This is a genomic window from Micromonospora sp. NPDC049645 (assembly GCF_040675155.1).
GTDB lineage: Bacteria > Actinomycetota > Actinomycetes > Mycobacteriales > Micromonosporaceae > Micromonospora.
Window position 1 is genome coordinate 59,093 of record NZ_JBFAOI010000018.1, and the last position, 12,400, is coordinate 71,492.

Below are 12,400 nucleotides of genomic sequence, written 5' to 3' on the forward strand. Positions count from 1 at the left end.
GGCTCCGGGATCAGTAGGCGAAGGCGAGCGGGCGCTCGGCGTCGTCGGTGTCGTCGGTGGGGGGCTGTTCGCTGACGTCCGGCACACCGGCCTTGGCGTAGCGCAGCAGCAGCTTGACCTCGATCACGGCGAGGGTGGCGTAGATCAGCGTGAAGGCGGTGAACGAGGTGAGCACCTCGGCCAACGACACGCTGCGGGACACCCCGTTGCGGGTGAGCATCTCGCCGAAGACGATCCACGGCTGACGGCCCATCTCGGTGAAGATCCAGCCGAACGAGTTGGCCAGCAGCGGCAGCACCGGCATGGCCAGACCGGCGCGCAGCAGCCACTTGCTGTTCGGGGTGCGGCCCTTGCGCTGACTCCAGAGCACCAGCAGGGCGATCGCGCCGGCCGCCATCCCAAAGGCGATCATGAAGCGGAAGCTCCAGTAGGTGACCGGGATGATCGGGGTGTAGCTGCCCGCGCCGTACTGGGTGGCGTACTGGGCCTGGAGGTCGTTGATGCCGTGCACGGTGCCGTGCGGGTCGCCGGTGCCCAGGTACGACAGCAGGTACGGGATCTTGAGGGCGAACACCTCGCGGGTGCCGTCGAGGCTGCCGATGGTGAGCACGGAGAACGAGGCGGGGCTCTCGGTGGTGTAGAGGCCCTCGGCGGCGGCCATCTTCATCGGCTGCACGTCCGTCATGATTTTGCCCTGGATGTCGCCGGTGAACAGCACGGCGGCGGAGGCGACCAGGACCACCCAGGAGCCGAACCTGGTGGCGAAGCGGTACGCGCCGGTGTCGGCGGAGTCGCGGTTGCGGATGACGTGCCACAGGCCGACCGCGACGATCAGTGACCCGGCGACCAGGAACGACCCGGCCAGGGTGTGCGGGAAGGTGATCAGGGCGACCTTGTTGGTCAGCACGGCCGGGAAGTCGGTCAGCTCGGCGCGCCCGCTGTCCGGGTTGATTCGGTAGCCGACCGGGTTCTGCATGAACGAGTTCGCCGCGAGGATGAAGTACGCGGACAGGTTGGTGCCGATCGCGGCGGCCCAGATGCTGGCCAGGTGTGCCCGCTTGGGCAGCCGGTCCCAGCCGAAGATCCACAGGCCGATGAAGGTGGATTCGAGGAAGAACGCGACAAGCGCCTCGATGGCCAGGGGTGCGCCGAAGACATCGCCGACGAAGCGCGAGTAGTCGCTCCAGTTCATGCCGAACTGGAACTCCTGCACGATGCCGGTGACCACGCCCATGGCGAAGTTGATCAAGAACAGCTTGCCGTAGAACTTGGTGAGCTTGAGGTAGCGCTCGTTGCCGGTGCGGTGCCACATCGTCTGCAGGATGGCCACCAGCACGGACAGGCCGATGGTCAGCGGCACGAAGAGAAAGTGGTAGACGGTGGTGACACCGAACTGCCAGCGGGCAACGTCCAACGCGTCCACCTGAAAACCCCCAGCCATCGGTACTACGCGACGTAGTAAATACTACTGCTCGTCGTAGACGGGTGGCGTCCGGCAGCCATCCGGGATCAATGACCCCGATCACCCCGGACAACCCGCCGACCCGCCCTCGCGGCCCCACCAACGCGTGCGACGATGGCGCGCTGATGAACACCTCCACCTGGCAGCCGCCGCTGATCTGGCGCGCCGCCCTCCTGCTGGCCCGGGGCCTGGTCGGCCCGCTCGCCCGCCTCGAGGTCACCGGCGACGTCCCCGCGCACCTGCGTCGCGGCCCGCTGGTGCTGGCCGCCAACCACATCAGCCCGTTCGACCCGGTGGTGCTGGCCGCCGCCTGCCAGACCCGCGGCATCGCCCCGCGGATCATGGCGACCGCCGGACTGTTCCGCGTCCCGGTGTTCGGCGCCGCCATGCGGCACGCCGGGCACATCCGCGTCGACCGGGGCACCAGCGCCGTGCACCGGGCCCTCGACGACGCCACCGCGGCCGTCGGCCGCGGCTCGGTGATCCTCGTCTACCCGGAGGGCCGCATCGGTCTGGACCCCGGCATGTGGCCCGAACGCGGCAAGACCGGCGCCGCCCGACTCGCCCTGACCTGCGGCGCCCCGGTCGTCCCGGTCGCGCAGTGGGGGTCGCACGAGGTGCTGCCCTACCAGGCGCCCCGGGGAATGCTGCGCGGCATCGCCCGTTCCCTGTGGCGTCGACCGGTGATCCGCGTGCACTTCGGCGCGCCCGTCGACCTGGGCGAGACGACCGCCGACACCCCCGGCGCCGCCCGCCGCGCCACCGACCGGATCATGGACGCGCTCACCGACACCCTCGCCCCGCTGCGCCCCGACGAACCGGACCTGCCCCGCCACGTCGACCCCGGCCGCCCGAGCGACCCCAGCCGCTCCCGCCGCCGCCACTGAGCCTGACGCCGACCCCATGATCGGCCCGATCTCCTGAATACCGGGGCGTCCGTGCCCCGGACACCCCGCCTTTCAGGAAACCGAGTCGAGCACCGCGGGACCGGGCGGCGCGCGAGCGGGCGACAGACGCCCGCCGGCCACCCGCCGGCCACCGACCGGGGGCATACTGCGTCGCGTGTTGACCCGATTCGGCTACCTCGACGCGCCCGCGCCGCTGGCGTTCGCCCACCGTGGCGGCGCCGCCGAGGGCGACGAGAACACCACCGAGGCGTTCGCCCGGGCCGTCGCGCTGGGCTACCGGTACGTGGAGACCGACGTGCACGCCACCGCGGACGGCGTGGCGGTGATCTTCCACGACCCAACGCTGCTGCGGCTCACCGGCGAGCCGGGGCGGATCGCCGAGATGAGTTGGGCCGACCTCGCCTCGGTACGCGTCGGCGGCGCCGCCGTCGTACCCCGCCTCGACGAGGTGTTGGACGCCTGGCCGCAGGTCCGCTTCAACATCGACGTGAAGGCCGACGGCGGCGTCGAGCCGACGGTCGCGACCGTGACCCGGGCCGGCGCCGGAGACCGGGTGCTGCTCGCCTCGTTCAGCGACGCCCGCCTGACCCGGCTGCGCGCGCTCACCGAGGGACGGGTCGCCACCAGCCTCGGCATGCGCGGCGTCGCCCGGCTGCGGCTGGCCTCCCTGCACGGGCGTCCGCTGCGGCTGCCGCCGTCGGTGGTCGCCGCGCAGGTGCCGCCGCGCTACGGGCGGGTGCCGGTGGTGGACCGCCGGTTCCTCGAATACTGCCACCGCATCGGCCTGCAGGTGCACGTCTGGACGATCGACGAACCAGCCCAGATGCACGAGTTACTGGATCGTGGCGTGGATGGCATCATGACCGATCACGTCGGCGTGCTGCGCGACGTCTACCGCAGCCGCGGCCACTGGGCCGCCTGACCCGTCGAAGGACCCCCGATGGCCGAGACCGTGACCCCCACGGTGGACGACACTTCGCCTCCGGCGAGCACCCGCCGGGAGCGGCGCGGCTGGTACATCTACGACTGGGCCAACTCCGCGTTCCAGACCACCGTCATCACGGTGTTCCTGGGCCCGTTCCTCACCACCGTCGCCGAGCTGGCCGCCGGGTGCGAGTTGGGCGCGGACAGCTGCGACGGGTACGTGCACCCGCTGGGCATCCGGGTGGCCGCCGGATCCTACTACCCGTACCTGATCTCGCTGTCGGTGTTCCTCACCGTGTTCGTGTTGCCGGTGATCGGGGCGATCGCCGACCGGTCGGCGCACAAGAAGCGGCTGCTCGGCGGGGCCGCGTTCACCGGTGCCGGCGCGACCATCGCGATGGCCTTCGTCACCGGCGACCGCTACCTGCTCGGCGGCGCGCTGTTCCTCGTCGCCAACATCTCCTTCGGCGCCGCCATCGTGGTCTACAACTCGTTCCTGCCGCAGCTCGGCGGCCCGGACGAGCGCGACGGCATCTCCAGCCGCGGCTGGGCGCTGGGCTACCTGGGCGGCGGTCTGCTGCTGGCGTTCAACCTGGTCGCGGTCACCCTGTTCAGCGAGGACGACAACCCGCAGCGCACCCTGGACCTGGCCCGCTGGTCGATCGTCTCCGCCGGGGTGTGGTGGGCGGCGTTCACCCTGGTGCCGCTGCGCTGGCTGCGCGAACGCCCCAGTAAGGCGGCCCTCGCGGCACGCGGCAACGTGCTCACCGACGGGTTCCGGCAGCTCGGTCACACCCTGCGCGAGGTCAAGGCGTACCCGTTGACGCTGTTCTTCCTGCTGGCGTTCCTGGTCTACAACGACGGCATCCAGACCGTCATCACCCTGGCCAGCCAGTACGGCACCGAGGAGCTGCGCCTGGAGCAGAGCACCCTGATCGTCACCATCCTGCTGGTGCAGTTCCTCGCCTTCGGGGGCGCGTTGAGCCTCGGCGCGTTGGCCCGACGCATCGGCGCCTGGAAGACCGTGCTGCTCAGCCTGGTGCTCTGGACCGCGGTGATCATCGGCGCGTTCCGGCTGCCGGCCGAGGCGCCGGTGCCGTTCATGGTCCTCGGCGCGGCCATCGGCCTGGTCCTCGGCGGCAGCCAGGCGCTGAGCCGGTCGCTGTTCAGCCAGCTCATCCCGGCCGGCAAGGAAGGCGAGTACTACGGCTTCTACGAGATCAGCGACAAGGGCACCAGCTGGCTCGGCCCGCTCGCCTTCGGCCTGGTGTTCCAACTCACCGCCTCGTACCGGGTGGGCCTGGTCTCACTGCTGATCTTCTTCGTGGTCGGGTTCCTGCTCCTCGCCGCCGTGCCGATCCGCCGTGCCATCGTCGCCGCCGGCAACACGCCACCCCGGGTGCTCTGAGCACGGAACCCGCGCCCGACCGATCCGGGCCGGTCAATGGGCTAGGCTGCCCGACCGTGACCGACGACGACGCCACCGCCCCGACCTGCCTGGCCCACCCGTTCCCCGGGCAGCCACACGCCCCGGCCGGGTGCGCGGCCGCGCGGGGGCTCGACGGGCGTCCGGTGCACGCGGCGGCGTTGAAGTTCTTCTGGGGGCCGATGGACTGCGGCAAGTCCACGATGGCGTTGCAGATGAACTACAACCACGCCCGGCAGGGCCGGCGCGGGCTGGTCACCACCCGCATCGACCGGTCGCTGGGCCCGCAGGTCACCACCCGCATCGGCCTGGCCCACGAGGCCATCGAGGTCACCGACGACCTGGACCTGCGGGCCCTGGTGCGCGGCCGGTGGGCCGACGGGGTACGCGTCGACTACCTGATCTGCGACGAGGCGTGCTTCTACACCGTCGAGCACGTCGAGCAGATGGCCGAGTTGGTCGACAGCTACGACGTGGACGTGTTCGCGTTCGGCCTGGCCACCGACTTCCGGTCGCGCTTGTTCCCCGCCGCGCAGCGCCTGTTCGAGCTGGCCGACGAGGTGGCCCGCATCCAGGTCGAGGTGCTGTGCTGGTGCGGCCGGGAGGGACTGCTCAACGCCCGCGTCGTGGACGGGCAGGTGGTCCGCGAGGGCGCCCAGGTCGTCATCGGCGACACCGTCGACACCGCCGAGGTGCGCTACCAGGTGCTGTGCCGCCGGCACTACCGCAGCGGCGACCTCGGCCCGGGCAACACCGCCCGCTGAACCCCGACGCGCGGTCAGGACGGCCGGCGGGCCGCCGCCCGAACCCGGACGCGGTCGGTCATGATCACGGCGACGGTCACCACCAACGCCGCCGTGGCGCACGCCGCGACCGGCGCCTCCAGCCCCACACCGACCGGCACCAGCGCCAGCAGGACCACCACCGCCGTGATCCGGCTGGTCGGCAGGGTCCGCCACAGCACCGCCTTGTAGGCGGCGTGCCCGGTCAGGAACAGCGCCGGGCCGCCCAGGGTGAACAGCGCGGTGGCCGCGGTGGCGGGGGCGCCGGGTTGGCGCAGGAGTTGCTCGTCGCCCGCCGAGGTGACGATGATGCCGGCCACCATCACCGGGTGCAGATAGTTGAACGCGACTCTGCTCAGCGCGCCGGTGCGCTCGCCGGCTCCCGCGATCACCTCCGTCGCGGCCGGGGCGGACCGGGCGAAGTACACCCACCACAGCGCCACCGAACCGGCGAACGCCAGCACGAACGCCGCGGACATGGTCAGGTCCAGGTGCTGCGCGAGCGTGCTCCCGGTGACCAGGATCGACTCACCCAGGGCAATGAGGATGAACGCCTGGCACCGCTCGGCCAGGTGCCCGCCCTCCACCATCCACCGTTTCGCGGGGCTACGACCCCGACCGGGCACCGGGAACCCGCTCTGCAGGCCGATCACCTCGATCACGACCGCCGCCGTCCACAGCGTCTCCTGAAAGGCTCCGCCGCCGAGCACCACGCCGAGCACCACGAGCACCGACGTCACGACGAACCACGGCAGAGCCTTTTGGAACCCGTCCACCAGCCACGGCTGGCCCCGCACCGCCCACAACGCGAACAGGGTCCGGCCCACCTGCACGGTCACGTAGACCAGCGCGAAGACCACCCCGTCGCCGCCGAACGCCTCGGGGATCGCCGCCGAGAGCAGCAGACTGCCCAGCATCAGCGCGATCAGCAGCGCCCGTACCGGCGCCTGGTCGGGGCGCAACCAGTTCGTTCCCCAGGTGGTGTAGATCCACACGAACCAGACCAGCGCCAGCAGAAGCGCGGTGCGGGCGGCACCCCGCCAGTCCGGGTGCGCGATCAGGTAGTGCGCCAACTGGGTGGTGCTGAAGATGAAGACCAGGTCGAAGAAGAGTTCCGTCGAGGTGGTCGGCTGCACCCCCCGACGGTCGCGCAGCAACCAGGGCCGCCTCGGCTGCACGACCGAGGGCTCAGAAGGGGTCACCGCACACCCGCCAGCCCCCGTCCTCGCGGATCACCGGCAGGCGACGTTCCTCGCTGAGCCCGCCGTCGCGGGTCACCTTCACGGTCACCGTGCCCTGCGGTCGCCCGCTGCGGGTGGCGACCGACACATCGGTGATCTCGTAGTCGGTGACCATCGGCGGTGTCCGTACCCAACTGGTGAAGCCGATCGCGCTCCACCGGCTGCGCGCGTCCTTGCAGAGCCGCTCGTACGCCCGGTCGCTGTCACCGAGGGCCACCTCGTTGAGGAAACCGTCGGCGGTCTCCCGGATCGGGCCGGCGGCCTGCCGGACGGTCTGTAGGTTCCAGGCTCCCAACCCGGCCACCCCGACGCAGCACAGCGCCACGCCGAACCCGGCGAACGCCAACCCGGTGCGCATCGGGCGGCGACGCCGGGCCGGTCGGCTCCACGGCTGGCCGGCACCCACGACTACCGACCGTAGAGAATGCGGTAGCACCGAATCACGACAAGCGGGAAATCGGGTCCGGCGACTCACCCTGTTCGGATCGGCCACACATCGTCTACCGTCGGCGCACACCCCCCGAGCAGTGCCAGGAGCCGATCGATGAGCCGCTTCGTGCAGCCGGTACCACCCCCCGTCGACCCGTACGCCGGTGATGCCCTGCTGCGGTCCTGGCTGGAGCGTCACCTGGGCCCGGGCGGCCACGCCGCCGCGAAGGGCCGTCTCGAGGACCTGGCCGCCGACGTCGCCGGGCCGCTACGCGCGGCGCACGCCGACGCGGAGGCGCACCCGCCGACGTTGGTCCGCTACGACCCGTGGGGCGCGCGGGTCGACCGCATCGACACCTCCGCCGGCTGGCAGGCGCAGCGCGCCGCCGCCGCCCGACACGCCGTGGTCGCGCTGCCCTACCTGCCGGACGCCCGGGGCACCTGGGGTGCCGCCGCGCGGGTCGTGCAACACGCCCTGCTGCACCTGTACGGGCCGGAGTCGGCGACGTTCTCCTGCCCGGTGGCGATGGCCGACGGCGCGGCGGCGCTGCTCAGCATGCCCGACGTCGATGCCACGGTCCGCGACGCGTGGCTGCCCCGGCTGATCTCCACGGACTCGGACGCGGCGATCACCAGCGGGCAGTGGATGACCGAGTCGCAGGGCGGCTCCGACCTGGGCCGTTCCAGCACGATGGGCCGCCCGGCGGCGGATGGTTCGTGGCGGCTGACCGGGGAGAAGTGGTTCTGCTCCGCCGCCGACGCGGCGATGGCGGTGGCGTTGGCGCGGCCGGAGGGCGCCGGGCGGGGCAGCCGGGTGCTCGCGCCGTTCCTCGTCCCCCGGTACGCGGTCGACTCACCGCTGGCCGACAGCCCTGCGCCGGGCGCACCCGCGCCGGGTGTCACGGTGCACCGGCTCAAGGACAAGCTCGGCACCCGGGCGTTGCCCACCGCCGAGATCGGCCTGCACGACGCGTACGCCCTCCCGCTGGGCGACCCGACGGTGCCCGGTCTGGTCCGGGCGATGACCCTGGTTGTGGTGACCCGGGTGCACAACGCCGCGGCGGCGGCCGGCGGGATGCGACGGGGTCTCGCCTACGCCCGCGCGTACGCCGACGTGCGGCACGTCGCCGGCGGCCCGCTGGCGTCCTCCCCCCTGCACCGGGCCACCCTGGGCACCCTGGCGGTCGACGCGGCGGGCGCGTTCGCCCTCGCCGGGCACGCGTTCGCCCTGCTCGGTCGGGTCGAGGTCGGCGCCGACCCGCAGGCCGCGGCGGAGCTGCGCGTCGTCGCGCCGCTGGCGAAGCTGGCCACCGGCCGGCTCGCCGTCAGCTCCGCCAGCGAGTACGTGGAGAGCTTCGGTGGGGCCGGTTACGTGGAGGACACCGGTGTGCCCCGGCTGCTACGCGACGCCCAGGTGCTGCCGATCTGGGAGGGCACCACCAACGTGCTGGCCCTGGACGTGCTGCGCGCGCTGACCCGGGAGGACGCCGGGGCGCCACTGCTGAGCCGGCTCGCCACCGCCGTCGACCTGGCCCGGCCACTGTCGCCGGTGCTGGCGGACACCCTGGCCACCACCGCCGCGCAGTTGGCGGAGACCATCACCGCGGTCACCGCCGACCCGAGCGCGTCGACGGTGCTGGCGGGCGCCCGTGGCCTGGCGTTGCGCCTGGCGTACGCGCTGACCACCGCCCTGCTGGTCGAACACGCGGCGTGGGGTGACGAGCAGGCGGATCTGGCCGCCCGGTTGTGGGCGCGCCGCTGGCTGCGGCACGAGGAGATCGCCGAGGACGCCCACCACCACCTGGATCTGCTCTGCTGACCGGTCGGCGCGAGCGGACGGGTGGGTGCCCATGTCGGTGCTGATCGAGCTGGGCGACGAGCGGGGCGTTCCGCTGCTGGACGACAGCGGGCCACCGCCGGAGCTGTCCCGCCGCTGGTGGGTGGCGTTGTTGGTGGCGGCCTGCGCCCTGCTCGGCGGCGCCGCCCCGGCCGCGCGTCTGACGCCCCAGGTCGGGCCGGCGGTGCCCACCCTGGCGACCGTGCTCGGCGCGGGGCCGTTGCTGCTGGTCGTCGACCCGGGCACGAACCCGCCGACGCTGAGCGCCTATGACTCGGCCGCGCCGGACGGCCCGCCACGGTGGCGGGTCACCGTGGCGCCCGCCGCCGGGTGGTCCGCCGAGGTCGCCGGTGACCTGCTGCTGCTCGTCGAGCGCGACCAGACGCGGGGGGCGCGGATGACCACCGCGCGGTCGATGCGGACCGGCCAGGCGGTGTGGCGGCGACCCGAGCGGGTGTACGCGGCCGGGGACGCGGCGGTCGCGGTGAGCGAGGTCCGCAGCGCCTCCGAACCGGGCCGGCGGGTGGAGGGCACGGTGCACGGCGTCGACCCGGCCACCGGCGCGACCCGGTGGTCGGTGCCGCTGCCCTCCACGGCGGTGCTGCGGGCGCTGCCCGGCCTGCCCGCGCGGGTGCTGCTGGTGCAGGACGACGGGCTGACCCGTTTGCTCGACGCCCGCGACGGCACCGAGCGCGGGCGGGGACGACTTCCGCCGGCCGACTACGGCCCGGACAATCCCCAGGTCGCCGACGAGCACCTGGTGCTGCGCCATCCGAGTGGCGGCGCGGTGACCCTGAGCGGGTACGACCTACCCGGGCTGACGCCCCGCTGGCGGATGCCGGTGCAGCCGGGTGAGGTGACCCTGCGGCCCTGCCAGGGCCTGATCTGTGGGCAGGACGAGCAGGGGCGCTGGGCGATCGACGCGGGCACCGGGGCGCGGGTGTGGACGTGGCCGGCCGGGGCACGCTGGCGCACGGTGGCCGGCCCCCGCGTGCCGGCGGAGCCGCTGGTGGTGCTGGGGATGGCAGCGGACGGCAGGCGTGCCCTGGTCGCGACGGTGGGACGCGACGGTCATCGGGTGTCCGCGGTGCTTCCGGCGGGTCTGACCGACTGCCGACGGGTCGGAGCCGGGCTGGTCTGCCGCGACGGCACCGCCCGCGTGACGCTCTGGCCCCTGACCTGATCTCGCACGCGCGGCCGGAGCCACCGGCCCGGAATCGTCCGGCCCGCTGCTCAGCCGCGACGACGCGACCGGGCCGCCCACACCGCGTAGGCGGGATCCCGGTCGAGGTTGTGCCGGTCCCGGTCGTAGCGGCGGGTGGTGCGCGGGTCGGCGTGCCCCATCGCGTCCTGCACGTCCTCCAACGGGACGCCCTCGGAGCGGGCCGTGGTGGCGAAGGCGTGCCGCAGCGAGTGCGGGGACAGCTTCGCCCAGGCCGGGATGCCGGCGGCTCGGGCGAGCCGGCGCACCATCCGGAACACCGAGTGCCGGTCCAGTCGGGCGCCGCTGGCGGTGACCAGCAGCGGGCCGGTCAGCTCGGGCACCGGCACGCCGGTGGCGGCGGCCCGCTGGGCCAGGTAGGCGTCCACGGCGTACCCGGTGCCGGGGGTGAGGGCGCGGCGGCGTTGCTTGCCGCCCTTGCCGACGAAGCGCACGCTGCGGTGCCCGCGTTCGGTGCCGAGGTCGGTCAGGTCCAGCGAGATCAGCTCGCCGACGCGCAGGCCCAGGTCGGCGAGGAGCGCGATCGCCGCCCGGTTGCGGATGGCGGTCACGCCGGTGTCCGCGTCGGCGGCGCTGATCAGGGCGTCCACCTCCTCGGGGGTGAGCCCGACGGTGGCGGAGTGGTCCCGGTCGACGCGGGGACGGTCGGCGCCGGAGACCGGGTTCGCCGGCACGGCGCCCAGTTTGACGAGGAAGTCGTACCAACTGGACAGCGCGGAGAGCCGGCGCGCGACGGTCGCCGGGGTCAGTGGGCGGCCACTGCGGGCGCCGACGCTGCTCTCCAACGCGCGGGCGTATTCGTTGACGTGCAGGAATGTGGCCCGCAGCGGGTCCAGGTCACGCCCGGCGCACCAGCGGAGCCAGCCGGTGACGTCACGCCGGTACGCGTCGCGGGTGTGCTCGGACAGCCGCCGGTTGCGCAGCCACGCCTCGGTGACCTCGACCGGCCCGTTCGGCAGCGCCGGTGGCGCGGTCGGGCGGGCGAGCACCGGAGCGTCGGAGAACGGCATGTGAAAAAGGCTCTCAGCCTCGGGTGGGATCGGCGTGCAGGCGCGCCGGTCCCACCCGGCACCGTGTCGGATCAGGCGTTGATCTGCCGGCGGCTGTCGCCGTTGGCCTGGATGGTCACCCGGCGGGGCTTGGCGCGCTCGGCGACCGGGATGCGCAGCGTCAGCACCCCGTTCTCGTAGCCGGCCTCCAGCTTGTCGGTGTCCAGCGTGTCGCCGAGGAACAGTCGCCGGGTGAAGGTGCCCATCGGGCGTTCGGCGGCGACCAGTTCGACGCCGTCGCCGGTGGGCCGGCGACGCTCGGCGCGGACGGTGAGCACATTGCGCTCGACGGTGCAGTCGATGCTGTCCGGGTCGACGCCGGGCAGGTCGAACGCCGCGTAGAAGTGGTCGCCGTCGCGGTAGGCGTCCAGGTGCATCGTCGCGGGACGTGCCGCCGTACCGAAGAACTGCTCGGCGAGCCGGTCGATCTCGCGGAACGGGTCGGTACGCATCAACATGGTCATGCCTCCTCGGTTCTCCTGGCCGAAGGTGTTGAGTTGAGCCGGGTTGACTCAACTTCCTCTTCTTATTTAGCGCGTCCACGAGCCGACGTCAACCGCTCACACCAACCGCTTCTCGAACCAGTGCTCGGCGTAGCGGTCCCGCGAGTACGCCGGGATCTCGGCGTAGCCGTGCCGGGCGTACAGGGCGCGGGCCTCGACCAGGTCATTGCGGGTGTCGAGCCGGATCCGGTCCGCCCCGGCCGCGCGGGCCCGTTCCTCGACGGCGGCCAGCAGCGCGGCGCCTCCACCGGCCCCGCGGTGCTCGGGGCGGACGAACACCCGGGTCAGCTCGGCCCAGCCCGGCCGCCAGCGCAGTCCGGCGCAGCCGGCCAGGTCGGCCCCGTGGTGGGCGAGCAGCAGCAGCCCGTCCGGCTCGGCCAGGTCGTCGCTGGGCATTTCGGCCAGGGCCGCGTCGACCTCGCCCGGCAGGGCCGGGCGACGGTGGTAGCGCACCACCATCTCGGTCATGTACTCCCGCAGCAGGAGCGCGGCGTCGGGCTGGACGGGTCGAACAACGCTCGTCGTCCAGGTTGACCGGGCGGTGGTGGTCACCTGTCGATCATCACCGCCCGGTCAACGGCTTATTACTCCAACGTCACTTGATCTGCCGGCTGGCT

Annotated in this window: 12 protein-coding genes; 6 read left to right on the forward strand and 6 right to left on the reverse strand. The window is 73.0% G+C overall.

All coding sequences use genetic code 11. The annotated features are described in order from the left end of the window. Positions 1-10 precede the first annotated feature (10 nt). The gene (locus AB0J33_RS28115) at positions 11-1,423 is read right to left on the reverse strand and encodes a cytochrome ubiquinol oxidase subunit I (RefSeq protein WP_363617652.1); all 1,413 of its coding nucleotides are present in this window, start codon (positions 1,421-1,423) and stop codon (positions 11-13) included. A gap of 164 nt (positions 1,424-1,587) precedes the next feature. On the opposite strand from AB0J33_RS28115, the gene AB0J33_RS28120 reads away from it, so the two are divergent. From AB0J33_RS28120 to AB0J33_RS28135, 4 genes are all read left to right on the forward strand, one after another. Further along, positions 1,588-2,349, forward strand: a complete 762-nt coding sequence (locus tag AB0J33_RS28120; protein ID WP_363617654.1) for a lysophospholipid acyltransferase family protein — start codon at positions 1,588-1,590, stop codon at positions 2,347-2,349. Between the two features lie 175 nt (positions 2,350-2,524). Then, a complete protein-coding gene (locus AB0J33_RS28125) occupies positions 2,525-3,292 on the forward strand; it encodes a glycerophosphodiester phosphodiesterase (protein ID WP_363617586.1) in 768 nt (255 codons plus the stop codon). An 18-nt stretch (positions 3,293-3,310) separates the two neighbouring features. Then, positions 3,311-4,702, forward strand: a complete 1,392-nt coding sequence (locus AB0J33_RS28130) for an MFS transporter (protein ID WP_363617588.1) — start codon at positions 3,311-3,313, stop codon at positions 4,700-4,702. Positions 4,703-4,866: 164 nt separating this feature from the next. Continuing rightward, positions 4,867-5,484: a thymidine kinase gene (locus AB0J33_RS28135; RefSeq protein ID WP_363617656.1), complete on the forward strand. Its 618-nt coding sequence runs from the start codon at positions 4,867-4,869 to the stop codon at positions 5,482-5,484. A 14-nt stretch (positions 5,485-5,498) separates the two neighbouring features. Here AB0J33_RS28135 and AB0J33_RS28140 read toward each other — a convergent pair whose 3' ends face one another. Both AB0J33_RS28140 and AB0J33_RS28145 read right to left on the reverse strand, forming a co-directional pair. Next, a complete protein-coding gene (locus tag AB0J33_RS28140) occupies positions 5,499-6,704 on the reverse strand; it encodes a low temperature requirement protein A (RefSeq protein ID WP_363617590.1) in 1,206 nt (401 codons plus the stop codon). Beyond that, complete coding sequence (locus AB0J33_RS28145) at positions 6,691-7,149, reverse strand: hypothetical protein (protein ID WP_363617592.1); 459 nt, start codon at positions 7,147-7,149, stop codon at positions 6,691-6,693. The genes AB0J33_RS28140 and AB0J33_RS28145 overlap by 14 nt, the downstream gene beginning before the upstream one ends. 138 nt (positions 7,150-7,287) lie before the next feature. Between AB0J33_RS28145 and AB0J33_RS28150 the strand changes: the two genes are divergently transcribed. Together AB0J33_RS28150 and AB0J33_RS28155 are read left to right on the forward strand one after the other, a co-directional pair. Next, positions 7,288-8,991, forward strand: coding sequence for an acyl-CoA dehydrogenase family protein (locus AB0J33_RS28150; RefSeq protein ID WP_363617594.1), 1,704 nt, complete (start codon positions 7,288-7,290; stop codon positions 8,989-8,991). Between the two features lie 31 nt (positions 8,992-9,022). Next, positions 9,023-10,192 carry a PQQ-binding-like beta-propeller repeat protein gene (locus AB0J33_RS28155; protein ID WP_363617596.1) on the forward strand — a complete coding sequence of 390 codons (1,170 nt, stop codon included), beginning with the start codon at positions 9,023-9,025 and terminating at the stop codon, positions 10,190-10,192. A 50-nt stretch (positions 10,193-10,242) separates the two neighbouring features. On the opposite strand, the gene AB0J33_RS28160 is transcribed toward AB0J33_RS28155, so the two are convergent. The 3 genes from AB0J33_RS28160 to AB0J33_RS28170 form a co-directional block, all read right to left on the reverse strand. Further along, positions 10,243-11,241, reverse strand: a complete 999-nt coding sequence (locus AB0J33_RS28160) for a tyrosine-type recombinase/integrase (RefSeq protein WP_363617598.1) — start codon at positions 11,239-11,241, stop codon at positions 10,243-10,245. Between the two features lie 71 nt (positions 11,242-11,312). Beyond that, positions 11,313-11,738: an Hsp20/alpha crystallin family protein gene (locus AB0J33_RS28165; RefSeq protein WP_363617658.1), complete on the reverse strand. Its 426-nt coding sequence runs from the start codon at positions 11,736-11,738 to the stop codon at positions 11,313-11,315. Between the two features lie 102 nt (positions 11,739-11,840). Next, a complete protein-coding gene (locus AB0J33_RS28170; protein ID WP_363617600.1) occupies positions 11,841-12,335 on the reverse strand; it encodes a GNAT family N-acetyltransferase in 495 nt (164 codons plus the stop codon). Positions 12,336-12,400: the final 65 nt, after the last annotated feature.

Coding starts and splice junctions, on each gene's coding strand:
- AB0J33_RS28120 (WP_363617654.1), top strand. CDS start 1,588: ATGAACACCTCCACCTGGCAGCCGCCGCTGATCTGGCGCGCCGCCCTC.
- AB0J33_RS28130 (WP_363617588.1), top strand. CDS start 3,311: ATGGCCGAGACCGTGACCCCCACGGTGGACGACACTTCGCCTCCGGCG.
- AB0J33_RS28150 (WP_363617594.1), top strand. CDS start 7,288: ATGAGCCGCTTCGTGCAGCCGGTACCACCCCCCGTCGACCCGTACGCC.
- AB0J33_RS28155 (WP_363617596.1), top strand. CDS start 9,023: ATGTCGGTGCTGATCGAGCTGGGCGACGAGCGGGGCGTTCCGCTGCTG.
- AB0J33_RS28160 (WP_363617598.1), bottom strand. CDS start 11,241: ATGCCGTTCTCCGACGCTCCGGTGCTCGCCCGCCCGACCGCGCCACCG.
- AB0J33_RS28165 (WP_363617658.1), bottom strand. CDS start 11,738: ATGTTGATGCGTACCGACCCGTTCCGCGAGATCGACCGGCTCGCCGAG.